This is a genomic window from Exiguobacterium sp. S3, from assembly GCF_018617295.1.
Classification (GTDB): Bacteria; Bacillota; Bacilli; order Exiguobacteriales; family Exiguobacteriaceae; genus Exiguobacterium; species Exiguobacterium profundum.
The window spans coordinates 1-24,868 of the sequence record NZ_JACSJW010000004.1; the positions used below are offsets into that span (position 1 = coordinate 1).

30 protein-coding genes and 10 tRNA genes are annotated in these 24,868 nt (G+C 48.9%); 8 read left to right on the forward strand and 32 right to left on the reverse strand.

The window, feature by feature from the left end:
- Positions 1–126: 126 nt before the first annotated feature.
- The 18 genes from KNO65_RS10870 to acpS form a co-directional block, all read right to left on the reverse strand.
- A tRNA-Ile gene (locus KNO65_RS10870) sits at positions 127–203 on the reverse strand.
- A gap of 11 nt (positions 204–214) precedes the next feature.
- A tRNA-Arg gene (locus KNO65_RS10875) sits at positions 215–291 on the reverse strand.
- A 3-nt stretch (positions 292–294) separates the two neighbouring features.
- Positions 295–382 (reverse strand) — tRNA-Leu (locus KNO65_RS10880).
- Between the two features lie 24 nt (positions 383–406).
- Positions 407–482 (reverse strand) — tRNA-Lys (locus KNO65_RS10885).
- Between the two features lie 10 nt (positions 483–492).
- Positions 493–564: transfer RNA gene (locus tag KNO65_RS10890), tRNA-Gln, on the reverse strand.
- Positions 565–571: 7 nt separating this feature from the next.
- A tRNA-Asp gene (locus tag KNO65_RS10895) sits at positions 572–647 on the reverse strand.
- A gap of 21 nt (positions 648–668) precedes the next feature.
- Positions 669–744, reverse strand: a tRNA-Val gene (locus tag KNO65_RS10900).
- 5 nt (positions 745–749) lie between these two features.
- Positions 750–824: transfer RNA gene (locus tag KNO65_RS10905), tRNA-Glu, on the reverse strand.
- A gap of 29 nt (positions 825–853) precedes the next feature.
- Positions 854–945 (reverse strand) — tRNA-Ser (locus tag KNO65_RS10910).
- A 9-nt stretch (positions 946–954) separates the two neighbouring features.
- Positions 955–1,029: transfer RNA gene (locus KNO65_RS10915), tRNA-Asn, on the reverse strand.
- A gap of 204 nt (positions 1,030–1,233) precedes the next feature.
- Complete coding sequence (locus KNO65_RS10920) at positions 1,234–3,363, reverse strand: Tex family protein (RefSeq protein ID WP_214784169.1); 2,130 nt, start codon at positions 3,361–3,363, stop codon at positions 1,234–1,236.
- Between the two features lie 69 nt (positions 3,364–3,432).
- A complete protein-coding gene (gene sigB / locus KNO65_RS10925) occupies positions 3,433–4,233 on the reverse strand; it encodes an RNA polymerase sigma factor SigB (RefSeq protein WP_214691287.1) in 801 nt (266 codons plus the stop codon).
- Entirely contained in the window at positions 4,199–4,678 is a 480-nt protein-coding gene (rsbW, locus tag KNO65_RS10930) for an anti-sigma B factor RsbW (RefSeq protein WP_015880559.1), read from the reverse strand. The genes sigB and rsbW overlap by 35 nt, the downstream gene beginning before the upstream one ends.
- Positions 4,675–5,001 (reverse strand): STAS domain-containing protein, encoded by a 327-nt coding sequence (locus tag KNO65_RS10935; protein ID WP_015880558.1) that lies wholly within the window; start codon positions 4,999–5,001, stop codon positions 4,675–4,677. Before KNO65_RS10935 ends, rsbW begins: the two co-directional genes overlap by 4 nt.
- Positions 5,002–5,141: 140 nt before the next feature.
- Positions 5,142–5,492 carry a type II toxin-antitoxin system PemK/MazF family toxin gene (locus KNO65_RS10940; RefSeq protein ID WP_026824472.1) on the reverse strand — a complete coding sequence of 117 codons (351 nt, stop codon included), beginning with the start codon at positions 5,490–5,492 and terminating at the stop codon, positions 5,142–5,144.
- A gap of 5 nt (positions 5,493–5,497) precedes the next feature.
- Positions 5,498–5,776, reverse strand: coding sequence for a hypothetical protein (locus KNO65_RS10945; RefSeq protein WP_074034853.1), 279 nt, complete (start codon positions 5,774–5,776; stop codon positions 5,498–5,500).
- Positions 5,777–5,905: 129 nt separating this feature from the next.
- Entirely contained in the window at positions 5,906–6,982 is a 1,077-nt protein-coding gene (alr, locus tag KNO65_RS10950; RefSeq protein ID WP_214784172.1) for an alanine racemase, read from the reverse strand.
- Positions 6,969–7,337 carry a holo-ACP synthase gene (gene acpS / locus KNO65_RS10955; protein WP_074034857.1) on the reverse strand — a complete coding sequence of 123 codons (369 nt, stop codon included), beginning with the start codon at positions 7,335–7,337 and terminating at the stop codon, positions 6,969–6,971. The genes alr and acpS overlap by 14 nt, the downstream gene beginning before the upstream one ends.
- A 63-nt stretch (positions 7,338–7,400) precedes the next feature.
- On the opposite strand from acpS, the gene KNO65_RS10960 reads away from it, so the two are divergent.
- The gene (locus KNO65_RS10960; RefSeq protein ID WP_214784176.1) at positions 7,401–8,126 is read left to right on the forward strand and encodes a rhomboid family intramembrane serine protease; all 726 of its coding nucleotides are present in this window, start codon (positions 7,401–7,403) and stop codon (positions 8,124–8,126) included.
- 44 nt (positions 8,127–8,170) lie between these two features.
- Here KNO65_RS10960 and KNO65_RS10965 read toward each other — a convergent pair whose 3' ends face one another.
- Genes KNO65_RS10965 through KNO65_RS10975 form a run of 3 tightly spaced genes read right to left on the reverse strand, consistent with a single transcriptional unit; the run spans position 8,171 to position 9,272 of the window.
- Positions 8,171–8,488 (reverse strand): hypothetical protein, encoded by a 318-nt coding sequence (locus KNO65_RS10965; RefSeq protein WP_015880545.1) that lies wholly within the window; start codon positions 8,486–8,488, stop codon positions 8,171–8,173.
- A 33-nt stretch (positions 8,489–8,521) separates the two neighbouring features.
- Entirely contained in the window at positions 8,522–9,004 is a 483-nt protein-coding gene (locus KNO65_RS10970) for a hypothetical protein (protein ID WP_251131715.1), read from the reverse strand.
- Entirely contained in the window at positions 8,997–9,272 is a 276-nt protein-coding gene (locus KNO65_RS10975) for a 4a-hydroxytetrahydrobiopterin dehydratase (RefSeq protein WP_078146155.1), read from the reverse strand. Before KNO65_RS10975 ends, KNO65_RS10970 begins: the two co-directional genes overlap by 8 nt.
- 140 nt (positions 9,273–9,412) lie before the next feature.
- Here KNO65_RS10975 and KNO65_RS10980 point away from each other — a divergent pair, with 140 nt between their 5' ends.
- Positions 9,413–9,946, forward strand: coding sequence for a cysteine hydrolase family protein (locus KNO65_RS10980; protein ID WP_214784179.1), 534 nt, complete (start codon positions 9,413–9,415; stop codon positions 9,944–9,946).
- A gap of 22 nt (positions 9,947–9,968) precedes the next feature.
- On the forward strand, positions 9,969–11,414 hold the full coding sequence (locus KNO65_RS10985) for a nicotinate phosphoribosyltransferase (protein ID WP_078146154.1): 1,446 nt from the start codon (positions 9,969–9,971) through the stop codon (positions 11,412–11,414).
- 36 nt (positions 11,415–11,450) lie between these two features.
- On the opposite strand, the gene KNO65_RS10990 is transcribed toward KNO65_RS10985, so the two are convergent.
- The gene (locus tag KNO65_RS10990) at positions 11,451–11,753 is read right to left on the reverse strand and encodes a 7TM diverse intracellular signaling domain-containing protein (RefSeq protein ID WP_031424443.1); all 303 of its coding nucleotides are present in this window, start codon (positions 11,751–11,753) and stop codon (positions 11,451–11,453) included.
- Positions 11,754–11,866: 113 nt separating this feature from the next.
- Between KNO65_RS10990 and KNO65_RS10995 the strand changes: the two genes are divergently transcribed.
- Positions 11,867–12,340, forward strand: coding sequence for a YwpF-like family protein (locus tag KNO65_RS10995; protein ID WP_031424441.1), 474 nt, complete (start codon positions 11,867–11,869; stop codon positions 12,338–12,340).
- Between the two features lie 72 nt (positions 12,341–12,412).
- Here the strand turns inward: KNO65_RS10995 and KNO65_RS11000 are convergent, their stop codons facing one another.
- The 3 genes from KNO65_RS11000 to KNO65_RS11010 all read right to left on the reverse strand — a co-directional run bounded on the left by KNO65_RS11000 (position 12,413) and on the right by KNO65_RS11010 (position 14,498).
- Positions 12,413–12,889: a DUF456 domain-containing protein gene (locus KNO65_RS11000; protein WP_214784182.1), complete on the reverse strand. Its 477-nt coding sequence runs from the start codon at positions 12,887–12,889 to the stop codon at positions 12,413–12,415.
- Positions 12,890–12,899: 10 nt separating this feature from the next.
- Positions 12,900–13,499 carry a histidine phosphatase family protein gene (locus KNO65_RS11005; protein ID WP_159563373.1) on the reverse strand — a complete coding sequence of 200 codons (600 nt, stop codon included), beginning with the start codon at positions 13,497–13,499 and terminating at the stop codon, positions 12,900–12,902.
- A gap of 63 nt (positions 13,500–13,562) precedes the next feature.
- Positions 13,563–14,498, reverse strand: coding sequence for an alpha/beta hydrolase (locus KNO65_RS11010; protein ID WP_074034886.1), 936 nt, complete (start codon positions 14,496–14,498; stop codon positions 13,563–13,565).
- Between the two features lie 173 nt (positions 14,499–14,671).
- On the opposite strand from KNO65_RS11010, the gene KNO65_RS11015 reads away from it, so the two are divergent.
- Complete coding sequence (locus tag KNO65_RS11015) at positions 14,672–15,643, forward strand: metal ABC transporter solute-binding protein, Zn/Mn family (RefSeq protein WP_214784185.1); 972 nt, start codon at positions 14,672–14,674, stop codon at positions 15,641–15,643.
- Between the two features lie 39 nt (positions 15,644–15,682).
- On the opposite strand, the gene KNO65_RS11020 is transcribed toward KNO65_RS11015, so the two are convergent.
- The 5 genes from KNO65_RS11020 to KNO65_RS11040 form a co-directional block, all read right to left on the reverse strand.
- Entirely contained in the window at positions 15,683–16,129 is a 447-nt protein-coding gene (locus KNO65_RS11020) for a hypothetical protein (RefSeq protein WP_214784188.1), read from the reverse strand.
- A 52-nt stretch (positions 16,130–16,181) separates the two neighbouring features.
- The gene (locus KNO65_RS11025; RefSeq protein ID WP_214685157.1) at positions 16,182–16,637 is read right to left on the reverse strand and encodes a hypothetical protein; all 456 of its coding nucleotides are present in this window, start codon (positions 16,635–16,637) and stop codon (positions 16,182–16,184) included.
- Between the two features lie 84 nt (positions 16,638–16,721).
- The gene (locus tag KNO65_RS11030) at positions 16,722–18,167 is read right to left on the reverse strand and encodes an alanine/glycine:cation symporter family protein (RefSeq protein ID WP_214784191.1); all 1,446 of its coding nucleotides are present in this window, start codon (positions 18,165–18,167) and stop codon (positions 16,722–16,724) included.
- Positions 18,168–18,356: 189 nt separating this feature from the next.
- Positions 18,357–20,822 (reverse strand): CoA-disulfide reductase, encoded by a 2,466-nt coding sequence (locus KNO65_RS11035; RefSeq protein WP_214784194.1) that lies wholly within the window; start codon positions 20,820–20,822, stop codon positions 18,357–18,359.
- Positions 20,819–21,124: a rhodanese-like domain-containing protein gene (locus KNO65_RS11040; protein WP_015880530.1), complete on the reverse strand. Its 306-nt coding sequence runs from the start codon at positions 21,122–21,124 to the stop codon at positions 20,819–20,821. Before KNO65_RS11040 ends, KNO65_RS11035 begins: the two co-directional genes overlap by 4 nt.
- 277 nt (positions 21,125–21,401) lie before the next feature.
- Between KNO65_RS11040 and KNO65_RS11045 the strand changes: the two genes are divergently transcribed.
- From KNO65_RS11045 to KNO65_RS11055, 3 genes are all read left to right on the forward strand, one after another.
- On the forward strand, positions 21,402–21,668 hold the full coding sequence (locus KNO65_RS11045; RefSeq protein ID WP_015880529.1) for a metal-sensitive transcriptional regulator: 267 nt from the start codon (positions 21,402–21,404) through the stop codon (positions 21,666–21,668).
- Between the two features lie 67 nt (positions 21,669–21,735).
- A complete protein-coding gene (locus KNO65_RS11050; protein WP_015880528.1) occupies positions 21,736–22,167 on the forward strand; it encodes a type III secretion system chaperone family protein in 432 nt (143 codons plus the stop codon).
- A gap of 90 nt (positions 22,168–22,257) precedes the next feature.
- Positions 22,258–23,202, forward strand: a complete 945-nt coding sequence (locus KNO65_RS11055) for a DUF4003 family protein (RefSeq protein WP_240499775.1) — start codon at positions 22,258–22,260, stop codon at positions 23,200–23,202.
- A gap of 21 nt (positions 23,203–23,223) precedes the next feature.
- On the opposite strand, the gene KNO65_RS11060 is transcribed toward KNO65_RS11055, so the two are convergent.
- Together KNO65_RS11060 and KNO65_RS11065 are read right to left on the reverse strand one after the other, a co-directional pair.
- On the reverse strand, positions 23,224–23,946 hold the full coding sequence (locus KNO65_RS11060) for a YwiC-like family protein (RefSeq protein ID WP_078146145.1): 723 nt from the start codon (positions 23,944–23,946) through the stop codon (positions 23,224–23,226).
- An 80-nt stretch (positions 23,947–24,026) separates the two neighbouring features.
- Positions 24,027–24,668, reverse strand: a complete 642-nt coding sequence (locus KNO65_RS11065) for a YitT family protein (protein WP_214784197.1) — start codon at positions 24,666–24,668, stop codon at positions 24,027–24,029.
- Positions 24,669–24,868: the final 200 nt, after the last annotated feature.

Sequence of the window (24,868 nt, forward strand, 5' to 3'; positions counted from 1 at the left end):
CTGAGCCAGGATCAAACTCTCCAAAGAATTTGATATAGCTCTTAAATTGACGAAGCTTGCGCTTCATTCAAAAATTGTAAAACTTTTTTGCCTCATCGTTCAGTTTTCAAAGTTCGTCAGTTTAAATGGTGGGCCTAAGTGGACTCGAACCACCGACCTCACGCTTATCAGGCGTGCGCTCTAACCGGCTGAGCTATAGGCCCATAAAAAAGAATGGTGCACCCTGAGAGATTCGAACTCCCGGCCTTTAGATTCGTAGTCTAACGCTCTATCCAGCTGAGCTAAGGGTGCATATGGTGCGGTCGAGAGGACTTGAACCTCCACGGTGTTAACCACCACTAGGCCCTCAACCTAGCGCGTCTACCGATTCCGCCACGACCGCAGCGTATAAAGTTAAAAAAGAAAATGGTGAGTCATGCAGGGCTCGAACCTGCGACCCTCTGATTAAAAGTCAGATGCTCTACCAACTGAGCTAATGACTCAAATAAAAAGCTGGGCTGGAAGGGATCGAACCTTCGCATGTCGGAATCAAAATCCGATGCCTTACCACTTGGCTACAGCCCAACGTAAATGGCGGTCTTGACGGGATTCGAACCCGCGATCTCCTGCGTGACAGGCAGGCATGTTAACCCCTACACCACAAGACCAGATTACGTTTTTATTTGAAATGGTGGAGGATGACGGGATCGAACCGCCGACCCCCTGCTTGTAAGGCAGGTGCTCTCCCAGCTGAGCTAATCCTCCATATATGGTGACCCGTACGGGATTCGAACCCGTGTTACCGCCGTGAAAGGGCGGTGTCTTAACCGCTTGACCAACGGGCCAGTGTATGTGTCTTCTAAGTAATTTTAAGTGGCGGAGACGGAGGGATTCGAACCCTCGCACCGGTTTCCCAGCCTACTCCCTTAGCAGGGGAGCCCCTTATAGCCTCTTGGGTACGTCTCCAAAATAAAATGGCTCCGCAAGTAGGATTTGAACCTACGACCTACCGGTTAACAGCCGGTTGCTCTACCACTGAGCTATTGCGGAACGTTGCTTGAAATTATCGAAGTAACGATTTATATTGTAACCGCAAACCAGAAACCTGTCAATCACTTTCTTAGAAAAACGTTTATTTTGCGTGCCGTCTCTCGGCGACTTCTATAAGATATCACGGCACAAAAAGACCGTCAACACTTTTTCTAAAAAAAATCAGGTAAAATGAAAAACATTTTACCTGATACGAGTTTCTTCTTATTTAACGCTCGGTGCAAGCATCGTTAAACTAATCCGTCCACGATTCACATCGACTTGTTCGATCCACACGGTCACGATGTCACCAACCGCCACGACATCTAATGGATGCTTCACGTATCGATTCGATAATTTCGAAATGTGGACCAAACCATCCTGTTTCACCCCAATGTCAACGAACGCGCCAAAATCAATGACATTTCGGACGGTTCCTTGGAATTCCATACCGACTTGAAGGTCTTCGAGACTCATGACGTCCGTGCGTAGTAATGGTTTCTGGATATCTTCTCGCGGGTCACGCCCTGGTTTGGCTAATGACTTCAAAATGTCTTCAACTGTCGGAAGCCCCGCCTCTAGTTCTTCACTCAAGGCTTTAGCTTCGACTTGTTGCAATCGTTCTCGAAGCGCAGCCGTACCGACCTCTGATTTTGAAGATCCGATCTCTTTTAAAATGGATAACGCGAGCGGATAGCTTTCCGGGTGAATCTCTGTCTGGTCGAGAACGTCCTTCCCGTTCATGATCCGTAAGAATCCAGCCGCCTGCTCAAACGCCTTCGCTCCAAGACGAGGTACTTTCTTAATTTCCTTTCTCGTTTCAAAGCGTCCATTCTCTTCACGATATGCCACAATATTTTTCGCCGTCGTTTTATTGAGTCCTGAGACGTACGTCAATAAAGACTCGGAAGCACGGTTCACATCAATTCCGACCATGTTGACCACGCTCTCGACGACGAACTCTAAGGAGGCTTTCAGTTTATTCTGGCTGACGTCATGCTGATATTGTCCGACACCGACTGATTGCGGGTCGACTTTGACAAGTTCCGCCATCGCGTCTTGAATTCGACGTGCAATCGAAACGGCTGACCGTTCCTCAACTTTCAAATCCGGGAATTCACTTCGTGCGACTTCCGATGCCGAGTAGACACTTGCCCCCGCTTCGTTCACAATCGCGTAAGCAATATCACGTTCCGCTTTCTTCAACCAGTCGGCGACGAATTGTTCCGTCTCCCGTGAGGCGGTTCCGTTTCCGACGACGATAACCGAGATTGGATATTTCTTCGCGAGTCTCGTAAGTACTTTTTCAGCGCCGGCGATATCATGTTTCGGTGCCGTCGGATAGAAGACACCGACCTCTTCGACTTTTCCGATTTCATTGACGACTGCCCATTTACAACCAGTTCGATAAGCCGGGTCGATCCCTAAGACGACGACCTCGCGAAGGGGCGGCTGCATATAGAGTTGTTTCAAGTTTTTCGAGAAGACATCGATCGCCTGCTCTTCTGCTTTTTCCGTCAACTCCCCACGAATCTCCCGTTCGATAGCCGGGAAGACCGACTTCTTGTACGCCTCCGTCACAGTCGTCTCGACAACCTCACGTTTTTCTTTCGGAAGTCGTTCATATGTACGGAGGGCTTGACCCATGAAGCGCGTCTCGTCGAACACTACTTTCACTTGGAGCACGTCCGTACGTTCCCCGCGATTCAAGGCGAGTACACGGTGTGGGACAATGCCAGCGATTTTCTCTTCATATTCATAATACTGCGCAAAAATCTCTTTTTCGTCTTCCGCTTGTTTTTTCTTCTTCGAGCGCAAAAGTCCTTCTTTGCGTACGCGGTCACGAAGCATCTGGCGCAGTTTCGCTTCCTCTCCCCATTCTTCACCGATGATGGCATGGACGAGCGGCAACGCTTCCTCTACCTCGACGTCTTGAGAAAGTTCTTTTACCTTGTCTGAAGAATAGGGTGATTTGTCCCGGAACCAATCCGCAAGCGGCTGCAGTCCTTTCTCGCGTCCCTGTTCTGCTTTCGTACGTCGTTTTGGACGATACGGCAAATAAATGTCTTCTACTTGTTGAAGGGTAGTCGCCGCCTCTAATGCTCTAGATAATTCAGGCGTGTTTTTTTCCAACTCTTCTAATTTAGCCAGGACATCCGCCTTGCGTTTTTGCAGGCTCTCTTCATATTGAAGAGCATCCAAGATTCCTTTAATTTCAACTTCGTCCAAATTCCCCGTCATTTCCTTCCGATAACGGGCCATGAACGGTATCGTTGCCCCTTCAGATGCGAGCTGCTGAACCGTCTCGACTTGGTTCACTTTCAAGTTTAACGCGTTAGCCACTTTCGTAATCACTTGAATCACTTCCTTTTTTGATCTCTTTCAAAGTGTAGCAAACATTCAAACAAAAAAGCGATGACTCGATTAGTCATCGCTTAAGAATACTTCATTGAGTGGGACCTTGATGGCTTCACGCAGCTTTTCGAGTGCTCGTCGTTGCAAACGGGACACATGCATCTGCGAGATTCCAAGAAGTTCTCCTGTCTCTTTTTGACTCATATTCTTATAGTAGGCGCATTCCAAGATGGCGCGTTCACGCTCGTTTAAGACATTGAATGCCTTTTCTAGAATGAGACGCTGGTCGACCGATTCATACCCGCGCTCTTGGCTACCGACCAGGTCGAGTAATGTGACCGTACTACCTTCGTTATCCGCTTCGATTGAACTATCAACCGACAAGGCTTGATAACTTTTGCCCATCTCGAGCGTTTCGAGAATTTCTTCATCGGACACGCCAAGGTGGTCGGCAATCTCATCGATTCGTGGCGAACGTTGTAATTCGGTCGTCAACTCTTCGACCGTCTTTTTAATCTTTGGTCCGAGTTCTTTGATTCGACGCGGTACGTGGACACTCCACGTCTTGTCGCGAATAAATCGTTTGATTTCGCCGATGATGGTCGGGACAGCAAACGACTCGAAGCTACGACCAAATTCCGGGTCAAATCGACGAAGTGCCGCCAGTAACCCAATCATCCCAACTTGCACAAGATCGTCGTGAATCGCACGGCCACGCGAAAATTTACGCGCGAGTGCTTCAACGAGGTCAGAATAGCGGTTGATGAGGAGCATTTGCACTTCTTCGTTTTGATCGTCTTGTTGATAGCGTTCAATCCACTCTAGTACCTCGTCATCACTGTGATGGCGTTGTTGAGATTTTGCTGGCACTCTGATCCACCTCGTCCCTATTGAGGAGTTTTGTCATCGTCACTTTGACACCGTTGTCTTTATTGATCGAGACATCGTCCATTAATGCTTCGATCAAGAAGAGACCAAGTCCTCCTTCATGGAGCGATTCAATTTCGGTCGTCTCTTCGACCGGAGCGGCTTGACGCTTCACATCATCTGCAAACGTCTTGCCGGAATCCTCAATCGTGATTTCAAGACGATCTGCATAGACGCCACAAGCGAGTTTGACCTCTCCATCTTGATGATCGTCATAAGCATGTTGGACGGCGTTGCCACATGCTTCCGAGACCGCGATTTTAATATCTTCGATCTCGTCGTACGTATATCCCATACGGTTAGCGATTCCTGAAACGACTAATCGAACCACACCGACATATTCGGGTTTGGCCGGGAACGTCATGACCGTCTGTTCAACATTGTTCATTGCGTGCCACCTCTTACGTTCGAATTAATAGAAAGAAGTTTGTGAAGACCCGTCAATTCGAATAGACGATTGACTCGGTCTGTGACTCCGACAAGTGACAACTCTTTTTCGTTGCGCGTGGCAATTTTTAATGCCCCGACGAACACGCCAAGACCTGTCGAATCCATATACTCCACTTCGTCTAAATGAACGACCACATCTTGTTCACTGATGGCCGGATGCAATACTTCTTTCAATTTTGGTGCAGTATATGTATCCACTTCTCCGGATACGTAAAGGTGTAATTGTTCTCCAATGACTTGCTCGCGAATCGCTAAATCCATCGTCTATTCCCTCCTAAATGTCCGTACAGAAAAATTGAGTACGATTAAATTAAATTCCCCTCTGACAAAATCTTAAACCACTTTTTAAAAAAAGTTTAAAAAAAGACCGATACCTATGTACCAGTCTTATCTATGTAAGGCTAGAGAGGGATTAATCCCATACTGATCTCTAGCGCTCTGTCCACTTTATGCATCGTCTCATCATCGAGATGAGTGACTTTATCCGTCAGACGACGCTTATCAATCGTTCGAATCTGTTCAAGCAAAATCACAGAGTCTCGTTCGAGTCCGTGCTTCTCTTGATATACTTCCACATGAGTCGGCAGTTTTGCTTTTTGAATCTGAGCTGTAATCGCAGCGACAATGACGGTCGGGCTAAAGCGATTGCCGATGTCGTTCTGTACGATGAGAACGGGTCGAACGCCACCTTGCTCTGAGCCGACTACGGGCGACAGATTCGCATAAAACACGTCACCACGCTTTACGATCACGCTGCTCACACCCCACTTACTTGACGTAAGAGAGCGTGTTCGGCTTCGGTTTCAATCATTAGCATCTCTTCTGCCATATTCAAGTTAAACGCGGCCATCTCTTGATAGCCTTTCGCCAATTCTTCACGCAGTGTTTGTTGTCGATCAGCAATTTCTTTAGACAAGTATGTCACTACATCGTTCAAGGACAGTGTTTCACGGTCTTTCATCGAAATCGGACCCCCTTGTTGCGAGAACCGATCTGGGACGGACGCTAGCGCACCCGCAGTTCGCTGCTTCAACATCTTACACCTCCAGAATCGTTTCATGGACTGGCGGAAATTCTCCCGCGTTCTTTATCAATATAACACGCGGGAATGGGAAAATATAGAGAAATCGAGAAAGAATTCAGATAATTTCACACGATTTATGATTCACACATAAAGACGAGGCAATCGGCTCGTGAATTGGCAAACGATCTCATAGTTGATCGTCCCAAGATATAAGGCGAGTTCATCAATGGCGACGTTTCCACCGACAAGGGTCACGTCCGTCCCGACCGGAAACTCTTTTGGAAGCCGGATCATGAAACGGTCCATACAGACGCGTCCCACGATCGGACAACGAATCCCATTGACCTCCACTTCAAACCCGCTCGCCTTTCGTAACCACCCGTCCGCATATCCGACTGGAACGGTACCAATCCATTCATCGGCTGACGTTGTATACGTTGCACCGTAACTGATGGTCTGACCTGCCTCTAGCCGCTTCACCTGCATGAGCTGACTTTTTAGCGTGAAGGCCGGGCGCAGGAACGAATAGAACGTCTCCATCTCATGTGACGGATATAACCCATAGAGCGCGATGCCGACACGAACCAGATTATAAGGAACATCTTGTCCGGCCATTCGGATCGCACCGGCCGAGTTCGACGTATGGATATAGCGGAACCGCTCGTGGAGCCCATCCATCAAACGCTCGAACCGCTCTTGCTGTGTATAATACAGATCGCTGTCGAGTTCATCCGCCGTTGCGAAGTGGGTATAGATTCCTTCCACCACAAACAAATCGGTCGCTTCTTCAAGTAAGGCATCTAATTGTTCACGGGTGCGCAACCCGAGACGCCCCATCCCGGTATCGACTTTGATATGAACCGTCAACGGCTTTTCTTCTATATATGGAGCTGCCTCTCGTAACCATTCAGCAGAAAATACGGACAACGTGATCCCCTGTGCTGCCGCCACTCCGGCATATTCAGGGAATTGCGCTTCCATGACGAGAATCGGTGCTTCGATTCCCGCATCGCGGAGTTCGAGCGCTTCCTCGAGTAACGCGACCCCGAGCATCGTCGCTCCGTTCTCAAGGGCAATTTTCGCCACTTCGACGGCCCCGTGTCCGTAGGCGTTCGCTTTGACGACTGCCATGAGGTCCTGCGGAATTCGTTTCGTTAATTCTTTTATATTATGGGCGATGGACGCCCGATCAATCTCGATTCGACTAGGACGAAACATGGTGTCCCTCCTCTTCTAAGATGACTTGTGCGATGGCGTATGTTTGACTATGGCTGATGCTGACATGAATCTTCCCCGTAAACGGTGCGGTCATGACAGGTCGACCTGTCTCATCCGGTAAAATTTCAATATGACGCCACGATAACCCGTGTGCGATGCCAGTCCCGATTGCCTTGGCGTAAGCTTCTTTTGCAGCAAAGCGACCCGAGACAAACTCGATTTGACGCGGGAGCGGATACTGTTGAGACAATTCATATTCCGCATCGGTAAGCAGCCGTTTTAAAAAACGTGGTTGTTTCATCGAGCGAGCCATCCGATCAAGCTCGACGATATCGACTCCAATTCCTACAATCACGGGACACTCGCTCCTTTCCTTTTCTCCCCGTTTCCTTATACAATTAAGGAAAGAGGTGATGTTATGTTTAGTCGTACGGAAAATGTTCAAACGTTTGTACGGGCATATCCACTCGTAACGCTGTTCATTGTAATCCAACTCCTTGTGTTTGTCATCGATTCTTTCGCACCTGGTTTACGAATCGTGGCGACGGGTGGGTCGTTCCATTTGGCACTCGCGGACGGACAATGGTACCGCTTGGTCACGGCCAACTTCATTCATTTGAGTCTCGGTCACTTGCTGTTCAACTCGTTCGCACTGATCATCTTCGGACCAGCGATGGAACGAATGGTCGGACACGTGAAATTTGCCTTGTTTTATGTATTCGCTGGAGCGCTTGCCAACCTGTTCACGTATTTCACTGTCAGCAACTTGTTTTATCTACAGGCCGGGGCGTCAGGCGCCATCTTGGCCATTCTCGGATTCTACGTATTCATCGGTCGTTTCCGTCGCACGTTGATGTACAGCCAAGATGCCCGCTTGGTCTACATCTTCGTCGCTATCAGTGCCGTTTTCACATTGATTGGTTCGAACGTTTCCCTTTGGGGACATGTGTACGGGTTCTTGGCCGGATTCTTACTTGCCATCCCACTCTCACGTTTCACCGTCCCGTATACGCGCCCGATGCGCTACGGGAAGTATAAGCAACGTTCGTACACGCCCCCTGTCATTCATTCCGGGGACGGAAAGTGGTTTTTCTACATCATCATCGGACTGGCCATCTTCGGATTATTGGCACAGTTCTTATAAAGAAGGTACGAAAAATGGCCAAGCGAAATCGCTTGGCCATTTGATTAGATTTGATTTTTATGACGAGCCTCTTGAAGCGCATCCACTAAGTCTTTCACGTCTTCGACGAGGTTTTGAATCGTATCTTGGTTTTCTTCGTAAAGCGATTTCCATTCCATGACACGGTCTTTCAAGTTGCCTTTCGATGACGCTTGTAGACCGACCGCATGTGCCTCAGTCGACGTATTCGATGATTTCAACTTCGACTTGATGCCTTTCAGTTGTCTCACTTGTTGATCGCGCGTTTCGCTATGGAGAAGTGATGCTGCTGCGCCGATTACCGCACCCGCAGCCATCCCCAACCAGAAATAATTCTTGTTCATAAAAATCCTCCCCTAACATGACGTTATCTTTTATTATAGATTATCTGACTCACTGACGACATAGTGTTTTATGACGGGACCTGCACCGCGCTGTTCGACCGCTCGCTTCAAGCGGTCTTCAAGGATTGCATAGTCCGCCGTATCACGAAAGTGTTTCCCACCAGACGTGAACTGAATAAAGACGACGGCATGATTATCATCCGGGTCGACACCGAGTCGGTACCCCGAAAACCCATCATGACTGACACCGAGTGGCGCCTTTTCCGTCAACAAGTGGTGAAACAACAGGGAGCGGGCATTCTCATCTGCCGGAACGTTCGCGTATAAAATGTTCCCTTTTTTCACGAATTCGCCCGACGCCTCTTCAATTTCAAACACTTTACCGCTCTTGAACGGAGACTTCTCTCCTTCTGCGAGCAAAATCGTTTCGTGTCCATTCGCCGCGATGACGCCTGGCTCCTTTCGAAGACGCTCCGCCACGCTGCCTGACGCAAAAGTCATATAGAGCTTAGACAAGTTCCTCACACCCTTTCGCGAGTGTGATGTCTTTCTCCGTAATGCCCCCTTCGTCATGGGTCGAGACGGTCAATGTCACGTTCCGATATTCAATCAAGATGTTCGGATGATGATCGAGCGATTCAGCCAAATCTGCTACAAGATGCACGAACTGAATGGCCTCCGGAAATGTTTCCAGCCGATACGTCTTTTGAATCTCCCCGTTCACTTCTTCCCAACCGTTCAACCGTGACAGTTCCTCTGTCAATTCACTTTGCGATAATACCATCGTCACAATCCCCTTTCCCTATACAGTCTACTGTCTTAATCTACCCAAACCGAAGAAAAATAATCTTCCGTGCATGATGTATAATGAATTAGAATGAGATGGACAGCCATCATTTTCATTACGAGAGAGGAGCATCTCCCATGCGCGCATTGATTGTTATTGATTATACATTTGATTTTATCGCAGACAGTGGTCGTTTGACTTGTGGGAAACCCGGGCAAGAGATTGAAGAACGGATCGTCGAATTGATCGGGACATTCGCAACGGATGACTATGTCGTCATCGCGAACGACGTCCATGATGCAGGTGACACGTTCCACCCTGAAACGACGTTGTTCCCACCGCACAATATCCGCGAGACAGAGGGCCGTGAGTTGTACGGTTCTGTGAAGGAAGCTGCGAAACAGGCAGACCACTGGATTGATAAGACACGTTATAGTGCCTTTGCCGGAACTGACCTTGACCTGCGTCTTCGGGAACGCGGAATCACAGAAGTTCATCTCGTCGGTGTCTGCACGGATATTTGTGTACTCCATACAGCCGTAGATGCCTACAACCTCGGTTATCAAATCGTCGTCCATGCCGATGCCGTTCAAAGCTTCAACCCGGTCGGCCATGAATGGGCGCTCGAACATTTCGTCACAACACTCGGTGCGACAGTCGTCGGAAAGTGACGTAAAACAGAAAGGAAATCATATGTTACATCGTAATTTAGCCCTTCACACAGATCTTTATCTTCCACGTTGGATGTATATTTACTGGAAGCAAGGTCGCCATAATGAAAAGGTCGTCTTCGACCTTTACTATCGCTCGAATCCATTTAGTGGTGGTTATGTCGTCTTCGCCGGACTCGAGAATATCGTTCACTACTTAGAGAACGTCTCCTTTACGGAGGCGGACATCACCTATTTGAAAGAGCAACTCGGATTCGAAGATGAATTCGAAGACGTCTTACGGAACTTTAAGTTCACTGGTTCACTATATAGTGTTCGCGAAGGAGAAGTCATCTTCCCACATGAACAAGTCGTTCGGATTGAATCGACCATCTTTGAAGCGAAACTGTTCCAAACGGCGCTACTCAATATCGCGAACCATGAATCACTCATCGCCACAAAGTATGCCCGGATTCGTCAGGCTGCTCCGAACGAGACACTCCTTGAAGGAGGAGCTCGTCGCGCGCAAGGTGTCGATGCGGCTTACTACGGAACACGTGCGGCTTACATCGCTGGTTTTGATGTGACAAGTCTCGTGTCAGCCGGTCGTGACTTTGATGTCCCGACAGGAGGAACGATGGAGCATGCTGATATTCAGTTCCACGATGATGAATTGAGCGCATTCCGTTCATTCGCTGAAATGTATCCGGACAACACGAGCCTTCTCATCGACACGTATGACACACTCAAGTCTGGTCTGCCGAATGCGATTACGGTCGCAAAAGAGCTCGAGGCGAAGGGCCATCGTCTCAAGTCAGTACGACTCGACTCTGGAGACCTCGCCTACTTGTCGAAGCGTGCCCGGAAAGCGTTGAATGAAGCAGGGCTCGACTACGTCAAAATCGTCGTCTCTGGGGATTTGGATGAGTATGTCATCCAGGACTTACGGATGCAAGGCGCAGAGGCCGATACGTTCCTCGTTGGGACACGTGGCATCACGGCTTACGAGCAGCCGGCACTCGGTATGGTCTATAAACTCGTCGCGCGTGAGGATGAATCCGGGGAATTAAAACCGGTCATCAAAGTATCTTCTTCCAAGGTGAAGACGACGACTCCTCACAAGAAAGAGTTGTATCGCATCATCGACAACGAAACGAAAAAGTTCAAAGGCGACTATATCGCCCTCGCCGATGAACCGGTCGAATCTTACACCGAGATCGACTTGATTGACGTCCGTGACCCGGCCTTCAAGATCAAGACACGTAACTTCAACGTGAAACGCTTGTTGCAACCAATCTTCCTTGATGGGAAACGCGTATACGACCTTCCAAGCACAAGTGAGATTCGTGCATATCATCACGAGCAGATGAACGGATTGTGGGAAGAGTACAAGCGTCTTCGTTTACCGGAAGTGTATTCGGTGACGTTCAGCAAGCCACTATGGGATTTAAAACTCGATATGATTCGCAAAACGCGGGTACCAAAATAAAAAAACGGCTGTGGGTGCATACCCACAGCCGTTTTTTTATACCATCGTCATCTCGCCTGCTTGGCTTTGATCTTCTTTTCTCCGAAAGTAAAGCGCCATCGACAAAGAGAGCAATATCAAGACAAAATAGACGGTCCGTTGCCAAAACGTCGCTTCGGTGTCTCCTTGGAACAACGCAATGATATAATCGCTCCCACTGACTAAAAACAATCCGGCAAGCAAGAGAAAGATCCGATAGCCGGCCCGACTCCGCTCCCGTTTCACTTTGAAGAAAAGGACACCATAATAGACGATTGCGAGAATCGTCACATACCCGATTACGCCAACAACCCAACTCATCTTGATGCCTCCCTCACTCTCTATTTTTCTGTTTCTTCCCCGTTATCTTAACACATTCTATTCCTCAGACTGTGTTAAGATGGTCTAAAGAAAACGCGGAAAGGAACGATCCCATGAAAACGTTTCGCCTCGTCCAAGTCCGACTCGTCCAAGACGAATACGGCAATGAACTGAATTTACCGATCGATTTACTCGATGGGTTAATCATCTCGAAGGAGCACGATTCAGAGTGGCTCCTCGAAATGCTCGTGCCGACCGAGTCGGCTGTCACGCTCCATCATTACTTAAACAAACGCATCCTCATCCTCGCTGAAGCCGTCATCACGTCGCCAACGAACGCCCCGGCTGCACTCGCTTTGACGTTCACGAGCGAGCGGGCCTTGAACGACCATCATACGTTCGTCGCTGAAGGACTCATGTTGATGCCGAAACAAGACGCGACGAAGCAAGTACTCGATTCGTTGATTCAAGATGGCGTCGCCACTTCGAATTTAAAGCCCGCCTTCTTCGAGAAAAAAGTCGAAATGCAACAATCGTTCAGTCGCTCCGCTTTCAATCAATTGGTCAAAACCGGGTCATTCGAATAATCGGATGACCTGTTTTTCTTTCCCCAAAACCATTCACCTTTCAAACTAAAAAGACGGAGAAACATCTCCGCCTCACACGTAGATAAAGAATAGGATGATCATCATCGTCATCCCGATCACTTTTAAGAGCGTGCTGCCGAGAAAGGCGAGAACGGTGCCGACGCCGATGCTCCACGCTTCACGTGTCGTCTTCCCGAGTGTCAACTCCGCCAAGAAAGCGAAGATGAACGGGAAAATCAAAACCCCGACGAGCGGGAAAATAAACGGTCCCGCAATCAAGCCGATTGTCGCACCCCATTTCGCTCGCTCCGAACCACCCCGTTTATCCACCGTAGCCCGGGTGACGACATAGTCGACGCCGAATAAGAAGACGAGGAAGATCGATTGCCATACCCAGAATGTCCAGGTCAATGGTTCAAACGAAAAACCGAATCCATAAATCATGTATCCGATGAACAAGAACAAGACACTCGGGATGACTGGATAGATGAGTCCTGCAAAAGCGACCACAAATGATGCGATAATGAATACCCATAGTAAGGTCGTCATGACATTCTCCTCATTTCATAATGGTCGGATCGGTGATATGGTCAGCCACGTTGACCGCCTTCACTTCAAACTGACCTTGTTGATGGATGATATAGTTCGAGCAGGCGTTTCGCATGGCGTGACGGAACGTATATGTCCCATCGATGGCAGAAAGCGCCGCTTTGATTGCATGGGAATGGCAGACGACAACGATGCGCTTCCCTGGATACGTATCCACCAAATGGTTCATTCCTTCTAAGACCCGGCTACGCATCTCGTCTTCTGTTTCGAGACCAGGAATCCGCTCCTGGTCATCTGCTTGGACCGCCTCGTAAATTCCTTTCACGGGTTGCCCGGATGCCGTTCCGAATTCACGTTCAATGAAACGCTCATCTAGCAGAATCGCTTTATGTTCGATACCACACGCTGTTGCGATTGCTTGTGCGGTGTGAACCGCACGTGACAGGGGACTCGATACGATGACGTCCCATTCCTCTTGACTCAAAAAAGCTGCACTCTCCTCTGCCTGTTGACGTCCGAGTGCATTCAACGGGTTATCTTCACGCCCTTGAATAATTTCTAAACGATTCCAATCGGTCTGACCGTGTCTGACTAAACATAACTCTGTCACTACTTCCACTCCTTACTCTTTCAATCATCCCCCATCGTACCATCTTCCTTAAAAATCGCAACGTCATCCGAGACATTCTTCAATAAAACGATTGATTCGGGCCATGAGTTGCTCTTCTTTGATTGGATTATCCGATTGGAGGAAGCTCGCAAGCGAGTGGGTTCCATTTGGAAATGAGATGAGTTGAACGTTCGCACCGACATCACTCGCATGTTCGACGAAGTGAAGCGCTTGGCCGAACGGGACAATCGGATCTTTCTTCCCGTGTAGCAGTAAAATCGGCGGGGCATCGGCGTATAGATGGGAGACCGGGGAGCATTTTACCATCAACTCACGCCATTCCTCGCGGCTTCCTTCATAGAACTTTAAATGGGCGAGCCACGTCTGGATGAATTTGAACAATAAAAAGTTCGTCGGTGGATACAAGGCGATGACCCCTTTGATCGTCGGGAGGTCGTCTCCCAAATCACCTGCAAATTGTCGATGACGGTCGAGCGCAGTCGCAAGCATGAGCGCAGCGCCTGCTGAATCCCCCCAAACGAGCAATTGACTCGTGTCTAGCGTCAATAACGATTCATGTTGTTTCAAATAGCACAGTGCATCTGAGACATCAAAAATATTATCGGGGAAGTACACCCCGTCTTCAAATAAGCGATAATCGATGCTGACGACAGCGATTCCTTTCCCCAAAAAGTGGTCAAGCAATGGATGAAACAGGGTCACCATACTCCGATTCCCTCTGACGAACGCTCCCCCATGTGCATATACCGCTACGGGGAACGGCCCTTCTCCAGGGGGGAGATACAAATCAAATTGGAGCGGACGATCGTGAACAATTTTATACGTGTACGTGTGGCGCCGGCGTGTTGTCGGTTGAATCGGCAACTCGGGTTCTTGCCATCTGACAAGGGACCCATATTGACTCCACACGCTAGCCCCGGCTGCCGTCGCCGCAGCAATCGCCGCACCCCCGACAAACCAGGCAGTCTCCTTTCTCATACAATCCACTCCTCGTTCCTTTTTTTAATCATATTCCCGCTTTTTTCAAAAATCTATCCATCAGAAGTCGGACTTGACGTGCTCCGAAGCTCACACTATAATATTACTCGCAGTCATAAAACGTAACAGTTACGATTTAATATTCATATAACTTGAAAGGTGGAAGATGGAAGATGAAGAAAACTTGGTTAGGCGCAATCGCAGCCGGTACGCTTTTACTTGGTGCGTGTGGAAATACCGAAGGAGATAACGCATCTGAATCGACAGATGGTCAACTGACCGTCTTCGCTTCAACGTTTGCATTAAAATCATTAGCCGAAGAAATCGGTGGGGACCGCGTCAACGTGGAGATGGTCATTCCACCTGGGGCTGATCCGCATACGTATGAGCCAACTTCAAAGCAAATGACACAAATCGCAGAAGCCGACCTCTTTTTGACGATTGGTCATGACCTTGAACCTTACGTCGAGTCTATGGAGAAGAGTTTAGATGGTCAGAACGTCGCCTTCGTCAAAACAGCCGAGAACGTGAAGTTACTTGATGCGGCGGATACCGTCCATGTCCATGATGAGGAAGGACATACTGAAGACGAACATGCTCACGAAGAAGGAGACGGTCATAGTCACGGTCAATACGATCCCCACGTCTGGCTCGACCCGATGAATGCTGTATCAATGGCAGAAGCGGTCGAAGCCGCATTCAGTGAGGAAGCACCCGACTATAAAGACGAGTTCGCAGAACGGTTAAGCACTTTCAAAGACGAAGCAAACGATCTCGACGCGGAATTGAAGGCAGCCGTCGAGAACGGTTCAAAATCCGAGTTACTCGTGACGCATGCCGCATATGGTTATTTGGCTAAACGTTACGGATTTGACCAATTACCAATCGCGGGACTTACACCGTCTGAAGAGCCGTCACAACAAGCTCTCAAACGGATCATCGAGGAAGCCCGTCTCCACGACTTGAACTATATCGCATTCGAAGACACGGTCACACCAAAAGTGGCCGAAGTCGTGAAACAAGAGATCGGCGCAGAGAGCGTGACGATCTATAACTTGGAATCGGTCACGAAAGAACAGATGGACAAGAGCTACTTCGACTTGATGCGTGAAAACGTCAAGGCACTTGAGACAGCGTTGAAATAATCAAAATCCCGAAACGAGTCACCTCGCTTCGGGATTTTATTATGCTTCTATTCGTCGGTCTAACATCTTCATCGTGACGAGAAGCAGGAGCAATAGCGATACGATGACGCTCATCATCCAGAAGTCCCCGTCCATGAAGAATGATCGTGTCCACTCTCCTGTACTCAGTCCTAACCACGCTTGACTGACACCAACGCCAATCAGTGCGATTGCACCAAAACGAACCCATGTCATCTGTGGAACGAATCGTTTGCTGACCACATAACTATTCAATACTAAAAGACCGACATACGCGATAAGAAGGACGTTCCAAACTGTATCGAATAGCACCGGTGCCACCCCTCCCGTCACAGCATACCCCCACGTCATGAAGAATACGATGAATGAGATGAGTGTGATGCGATAAAGCGGCTTGATTTTCGTTTGATACGCAAGAAACGGATTGATGATTATCCCGAGCCAGATGAGTGTGCCGAACACATCCATGAGCAAATCCCCTTTATACCATTTATTAACAGTGTACCATGGGAATTCACTTTCATTCATAATAAATCAAGACGAATTCTTCCTGGGACGAAGCGATCTCACAAAACTGTTGCAACCGGGTCCAATCTTCCCAAATCATCTCGAATTCATCTTTTGCAACGAATGCCATGTCTTTCACATCATCTCGCCCGAACGCATGCAACGTATCTTTGACGATATGAAGTAACTGCGGGGTCAAGATACCGACCACGACCGCCTGCGCCTCATTGACAATCAACTCTTCGCCGACGAGCGCCATTTCCATGTTATACGTGTCGGCCCCGTCGATATATACCTCGATTTGACTAAGTACGCGTTGAAACGGTTCCACATTCGGAAGCGTCAGCGTATCGTCCCGATCCCGATATTGCTCATGCATATGAATCAACCAGTCTAAAATCATCTCCGGATCCTGATTAAATGACACCCAAACTTCTGGGGAAACACGTACATAATGCGTCGTCTCCATACATGAACGCCCCCTTTTTATGACATTACCCGTCTTATATATGTAAAAAAACCGCCTACTTGAATTCGTAGACGGTTCCTTATATCAAGAACGACTTGTTCCTGTTTGTTGTTCCTCTGTTTCGCTTTCCCAAGCTTCGATGTATTCACGACCAGGAAGATTTTCAACCGAGTCGACATAGAAAACTGGGTCTTCTCCTTCGCGTCGCTGTGCCAAGTAGTCATCGAGAACGGCGCGAGCCACTTTCGCCAAGCGGAAGATGGCATACAAGTTCACGAGTGCCATGAGACCCATGAACACGTCAGCAATCGACCAAACAAGGCCGGCAGAGCGGACCGCACCAAACAAGACCATGCCGACAACACCGATGCGATAGAGCGTGACATAGATTTTCTTATCCGAGATGAACTGGATGTTCGTCTCACCGTAGTAATAGTTTCCAAGAATCGAACTGAACGCGAACAAGAAGATTGCAATCGTCAAGAACGATGTTGCGACTGATCCGATTTCTGCTGTCAACGCGGCTTGCGTCAATTCGACACCCGCAAACGACTCTGAACCGGCTACGCCTGAAATCAAGATGATCATCGCTGTCGATGTACAAACGAGCAATGTATCGACAAATACGCTAAACGATTGAATCAATCCTTGTTTGACAGGGTGCGATACTTCCGCTGTCGCAGCGGCGTTCGGTGCAGAACCCATACCCGCTTCGTTCGAGAAGAGACCTCGACGAATCCCTTGAAGTACCATGGCGCCAATCGCCCCTCCGAAGAGTTGCTCAATTCCGAGGACTCCTTCTGAGAAGATGAGGCTGAAGACGTCTGGTAGAAGGGAAACGTTCGTCACCATAATCCAAATCGCGAGTAAGATGTAGCCACCTGCCATGACCGGTACGATGATACTCGACAAGAGTGCGATCGATTGGATCCCACCGAAGACGACAATGGCCGTCACAATCGCGAGGACAACCCCAACGACTGTTGTGCTGATGCCGAACTGGTTACTCACAGAGAGTGAGATCGTATTCGACTGTACCGAGTTGAACGCGAATCCGAATGAGAACGTGATTAAAATCGCGAACAAGACACCTAGCCAACGTTGGCCGAGCGCACGCTCCATATAGTAGGCAGGTCCCCCACGCCATGTGCGTCCATCACGAATCTTGTACACTTGTGCCAACGTACTTTCGACGAATGCAGATGCTGCCCCAATCAACGCAATGAGCCACATCCAGAAAACTGCTCCTGGGCCACCTAGCGCAATCGCTGTCGCCACACCGGCAATGTTACCCGTCCCTACACGAGCTGCCGTTCCGATTGCGAAAGCTTGGAACGAAGACACTTGGCCTTTTTCACGTGCTGTGCCCTCTTTGAACAAGAGGCGGAACATTTCAGGAATCATGCGGAACTGAACGAAGCCCATACGAACTGTAAAATAAAGACCTAACGCGACAAGTACAACGATGAGCACTTGCGACCACAACAAATCGTTCGCTTGCGAAACGAGTTTCTCTACCAAATTCTCCATACTAATCCTCCATCACTCTAAAAATCTCAATAGAAAAAGTCATGTCAACTTTCTTAACATGAATTGAATTATAGGTAAATTATACGAAAATTGCAATATTAATTCGTTTTTCAATATCACCTCGACTCTTTCTAAAAGCAAAAAACGAGCCGGGGAGCGCATCGCAATCCGACTCGTTTTCTATTCCGTTTAGATAAAGAGGTTTAGGTTACCGCCTTCTGCTGCGCCGAGATACGCTGCCACACCACCAAGGTCGACCCCATCAATCAACTCTTCTTCTTTGATACCCATGACATCCATTGACATCGTGCAAGCTACCATTTTCACGCCCGCTTCTTGCGCCGACTTGATCATTTCTTCGACAGAAGGAACGTTCTTATCGCTCATGACTTTCTTCATCATTTTTTGACCGACACCACCGAAGTTCATGTTCGAAAGTGGAAGTTCGCCGGCATGCCCTGGCATCATCATGCCGAACATTTTCTCAAGACCTTGCTTTTTCACTTCCGGCGCGTCCGGTTTGCGGATGACGTTGAGTCCCCAGAATGTGAAGAACATCGTCACGTCTTTCCCCATCGCGGCAGCACCTTGCGCAATGATGAGGGATGCGAGTGCGCGATCGAGGTCTCCGCTGAAGACGACCATTGATGCACCGTCTCCTGCTGGTGCGCCCGCTTGTGGTACAGCCGGACCTTGTCCTTTTTGAAGGATGGCTTCAACGCGTCCGTTCACGAATTGTTTCGAGACGAGTTTGTTTCCTGTCTTCTTCGCCCATGCTTCGATGTCTGCGAAGAATCCTGGGTCACTCGCGAGCACGCGGAGCGTTTCGCCTTCTCCGAGTTCTGCGACTTTCTTATTTACTTCTAAAATAGGTCCCGGGCATTGTAGACCACATGTGTCTAACACGACCGCTTCCCCGATTGGTGCATTTGTCATTTGTGTTGGCTCCTCTTCTACAACGGTAGCCGCTGTTTCATTTGATGTGTTCGCTTCTTCAAGCGCCTCGAAATCACGATTGATTTGCGACCACGTCTTGTAGCCACCGCTCAAGTTTTTCACCTTGAAGCCGTTTTGACGTAAGATGCGTGATGCGAGATAGCCACGAAGACCGACTTGGCACGTCACGTAAATGGTTTCATTCCGGTCGTAGTTGTCCAAGTTTTCTCGTAATGAGTTGAGTGGTACATTGATCGACCCTGGAATCTTTCCGAGTTCATGCTCGGATTCATCTCGAACGTCTAATAACATCGCTCCATTTTCCACGAGCTCATCGATTTCATCCCAATGCACGACTTCATTGTCACCGTGGACGACGTTCGACGCGACATACCCGATCATATTGACCGGATCTTTCGCCGAGCTGAACGGTGGTGCGTAACTGAGCTCAAGGTCAGGTAGATCGAGGACTGTCAAACCGCCCTTCATCGCCGTCGCAATGACGTCGATGCGTTTGTCGACTCCATTGATCCCAACGCCTTGCGCACCGTAGATCTCACCCGTTGTCGGATGGAACAAGAGTTTGAGTGACACCGGCGTCGATCCTGGATAATAGCCGGCATGTGAACCGGGGTGCACGTGGACGGCTTCATACGTCTTACCAGCCGCCTTCAACCGTTTTTCATTCCATCCTGTCGATGCGACCGTCATATCAAACACTTTGGCGATTCCCGTTCCCATCGTTCCGTTATATTTCACGTCACGACCGTTAATGATATCGGCAACGAGACGGCCTTGACGGTTCGCTGGCCATGCGAGTGGCACGACAGTTGGCTCTTGGAAGACATAGTCGAGTACTTCGACCGCGTCCCCGATCGCGTAAATCGACGGGTCAGATGTCATCATTTTTTCGTTTACTCGGATTGCCCCGCGCGTACCTGTTTCAAGTCCTGCTTCACGCGCAATCGTCGACTCTGGTGTAACCCCGATCGACATGATGACCATATCTGTATCGATGACACGACCGCTCGTCAAATGCACCTTCTTCCCTTTTTCAGAGAATGAAGAAACACCATCAGACAATTGAAGCTCGACGCCGTGAAGACGTAAGTGTTCATGGATCGGCGCCACCATCTCACGATCGAGTGGTGTCATGACTTGGTCTGCCATCTCGACGAGCGTCACCTCAACGCCACGCTCACGTAAGTTTTCTGCCATCTCGATCCCGATAAAGCCTCCACCGATTACAGTCGCATGCTTTGGTGCCTTGTCATCGACGTAGCCACGGATTTTATCTGTATCTGGAATGTTGCGAAGCGTGAAGATGTCTTCTGCCTCGTCGATTCCAGGGATGTTTGGACGAATCGGTTTCGCTCCCGGTGACAAGATGAGGACGTCGTATGACTCGTCATACGTTTCGCCTGTTTGGACGTGTTTCACCGTCACCGTTTTCTCGTCACGGTTGATTTTGACGACTTCCGTCAAATTGCGGATATCGAGTTGGAAACGCTTGTTCATCCCTTCAACGGTTTGAACGAGGAGTTTTTGACGGTCTTGGATAACGTCCCCGATATAATATGGAAGACCACAGTTCGCGAACGAGATGTACTCTCCACGGTCGAACATGACGATGTGATTCTCTTCATTCAAACGACGGAGTCGTGCAGCTGCAGATGCACCACCTGCCACCCCACCGACGATTACGATTTTTTTACTCATTGTCCATTTCCTCCTCTGACGACTTCTCCTGGCCAACTCATCAAGCCATCTTCTATATTGACCACTTTATAGCCTTTCGCCTCCATTTGCCAAGTCGCTTGCGTGCTACGCGCACCTGAGCGGCAAAGAACGACATATTCTTCAGCTGGATCGAGCGTGTCGATCCACTCTGTCATTTCGGATAACGGATAGTTTTTCGCGCCTTCAATATGTGCTTCTTGAAACTCGTCACGTTCTCGGACGTCGACGATATTTACAGGCACTTCAAAGTCCATTTGACGTTTTAAAGCGGATGCTTTCATCGTTGATCTACCTTTCTTTTTTCAATTCGATTTATACCATTCGGCTTGGTTGCTGGCATTCAACAAGTTTGTGATTTGTTGAACATTTCGCTTCCACGTCATTAATATACCCCCTTAGGTATTTAATTGCAAGAAATAAGTTTTACGAAATGTCGAATTTTTCAACATCATCCATTTGGATAGTTGATGCTCGACACATACTCCCCCATGTATTAAGATGAGCCTACACAATAAATAGTTGGGTAACTGAACAATTTTTCCTATAGAGGTGAATGATATGGAACCGTATGTATACGATGCAAAAGTATTGAATCGCATGAAACGAGTGGAAGGACAAATTCGTGCCATCATCCGGATGATGGAGGAAGGAAAGGAATGTCGCGATGTCGTGACGCAATTAAGTGCCGCACGTTCCGCACTCGATCGCGCTTCGACTATCATTGTGGCTAAGAACTTGGAACAATGTATCATCACCGCTCAAGCAGATGGCGAAGATACGTCCGAAACGGTGGAAGAAGCCATTAAAATGTTGATGAAACGCTAGTTCCCCTTGCTTTCCCTGTCCAAATGGGAGAAAGTTAGAGTAACGACTTACTAAGGGGGATTTCCTTGTGAACTTCGAAGAAAAAGTAGAATCATTTAGAGCGCTCGCCGCTGAACGTAACATGACGTTCAAAGAGAGCGACACTGAAACGCACGTCACGTTCTTGACGCGTGAAACAACAAAATCCGGGGCTCAGCCCGTTATGATTATCGCTTTTAACAAAAAGACGACAGATGCTGAGTTGTACGCTGCTACCGTCACGCACGTCCCAGATTACGTAGAAGATTTACCGATTCTTAATGCCTTGAACGAGTTCAACCAGGAGTTCAAATACTTCCGTTGTGTACTCGACAGCGATCGCGATGTCACACTCGCCTCAACACTCGACCTCGACCTCGGTTTCTCACCAGAGATCATCTTGCAACACTCATTCATGATGTTCCAAGCGGCTGATGAAGTGAACGAGTACATGCAAAAGTTGTATACGCAAGTCCAATAACAAACAGCCGCCCCGGACGAATCCAGGGCGGCTGTTTTTGAATCATTCTTTCGAGCGGACTCGTATAAGGAGAAAAAGGAGGAATTGCTGATGATGACACGTTACACCCATTACCTCGAAGCACTCGAAGGAATCAGGGGGGCGACAAAATGGTTCACTGACGATTTCCGACGTTTGATGGCAATCAACTACGCCATGCACGATGCCCCGTTCGATTCGAAACGGTTCGAACACGCTCAAGCGGTTCTGAAACAAAAGACCGGCATGTTCTCAAAATTTCGCGGCAGCAATAATTTCGTCTGGCTGTCGTTTCTCGACGCCAAGTATGAAGACATCGAACCGGCCATCGACGAGGTACTCCGGCTCGACACGTTGCTCGACCGAAAGCACTTCCGCTTCAGTATGTTACGGCCCTTTATCGCGAGCCAACTGATTAACGTTGATGAGCCCGAACGCCGACTCGACGAGGCGAGCGCACTCTATCAGACGTTCAAACGAAATCATCCTTGGCTGACGAGTGAAGAAGACCTGTTGTCCGCCCTCGTTCTCGTTCAAGCGTTCGATGACCACGATGCGTTGAGTCAACGGATTGAGACGTATTATGAAGCGTTGAAAGCACAGCTCCCCCGCTCGAACGAACTCCAACTCGTCTCGCACTTATTCGCCTTTAGTGAGTTATCACCAGATGAGGTCGTCACCCGCTTCTTGGATTGGCACAACTGGCTAAAAAAACAATCCATCGCCGTCAAAAATGAACATCTGCCACCGCTCGCCCTGTTGGCCATCGTCGCGGTCCCGAACGACAATGACGAACGCGACCTGATTGACATCACGAACGCGGAGAAGGAAAAACATCGCTGGTTCCACACACACGCGTTGACCGTCGCCTTGCAACTCGTCGCGGCAAACAACATCAAGGAAGACGCGAGCGATTTACTGTTGCACGGCACGTTCGCGCATTTGCTCGCCATGCAACAAGCTGCGACGGCTGCCGCAACCGTGGCCATCATCTCGAGCACCGCTTCAAGCGACTAAAAAAAGAAGGGTTCCCCCTTCTTAAGAAAATAAATACCAGCTGAGACACCCGAGCACGAACACCGAATTGGCAATTTCGACGATCCCGATCTTCATGATAGGGATCTTTTTACCGTAGAAGACAACCGCTCGGATTAGGCTTGGTGCGTAAGCGAGCGCGAGTAACGGATACCCAAGGACGATGAAAACGGCGACGAGCAAGCCGTGATATCCCCAAGACAGATTGCGATACGACACACTCTTCTTCTCTCGAATCATCGTCTTGACGAAAAAGATACTCCCGAGGAAATAGAGGTACGGCAAGACGAATACCCACACCATCGTCGCGTCGAGCGTACGCGCGCCTAGGTAATAGCTCGCCATCCCACCGATGCAAAACGAGGTGACGGCGCTGACGTCATTCCAGACGTTGCGCTCGTCCTTGATTTTGGCGAAATAGGCGTTCACCAAACCAAACGGAATCATCGCGAGGACGAACCAGACGAGACGCCATTCGGACAGAAACACCGGGATGGCGGCGACGGTGGCAATCGTCAAATACGTGATGACCGTGCGCAACATCTGCTGCGATTTTTTCCGTTGCTTGATGAATTGGAACAAGAAAAATGTGCCCATGTAGACGAACAGCCAGGCGATGGCGAACGGGATGTGCGCGAGTGTCCAGCCGCCGACAATGCCGCCGAGTAAGAACGGTAAGATGAGCATCGACCAAGCGCCGTGTTGTTTTGGAATCATCCATTTCATGTGACTCCCTCCTTCTACGTTCAGTGTAGAAGAAAGACGGCTATAAAACTGTGATAAATTTTACAAAACAAAAAACGATCTCAGGCGAGATCGTTTTTTGGTGAAAGTTTGGGTTTGATGACCGCCGGCTTGGTATGTTCAACCACGTCGTCCGCCAACATCTTCGTGACGACCCGACCTGCGATCGAGACCGCGACGAGCGTATACAGTGCATTCGACAATGGTAAATAGATGAGCGAGATCGCCAAGACGATGACATCAAACGTGATGAGAATCGTACCGACCGACACGCCTGTCCATTTCGATAGACCTAAGGCGAATAAATCATCGCCTCCGGTCGCCCCGCCTGACTTCAAGACAAGACCGAGACCATATCCGGTCACAATCCCACTCGCGATGGCCGCAAACAATGTTGCCGGCCATACTTGAATATCAAACGTGAGCAAGTCGAGACGGTCCCACATCGCATAACTGAGCGACAAGGACGAAGCGGCTAGTACCGCTTGCCCGACAAAACGCCATCCTCTCCACCACAAAGCGACGATAAAAAATGGGATGTCGAGCACGATCATCGAAATCGCCGGGTCGATATCAAATAAATAACGACCGAGTAGCGATAATCCGACGAACCCGCCTTCCGCCAAACCAAACTGTTCATTCAAATAATAATAACCGAACGCCATGATCAGCGTTCCGAGCACTATGGTAGCAACTCGTTTCATTCCGATTGTCCTCCCCGTTCTTGACGGAGAGGAGGATCCTCAGTCGTAGCTGCGGTTCCATCTGTTCCATCTCCGATCTTCCGTTTGTTGATTGATACACGTGTAAGCGATCAGTCAACGCTAGAAGTCCGGAAGTTGGAACAGAGGCCATGTCCTCTCGGTATCCATAAAGACCTTCCTTTCTCAAATTGCGCGTAATC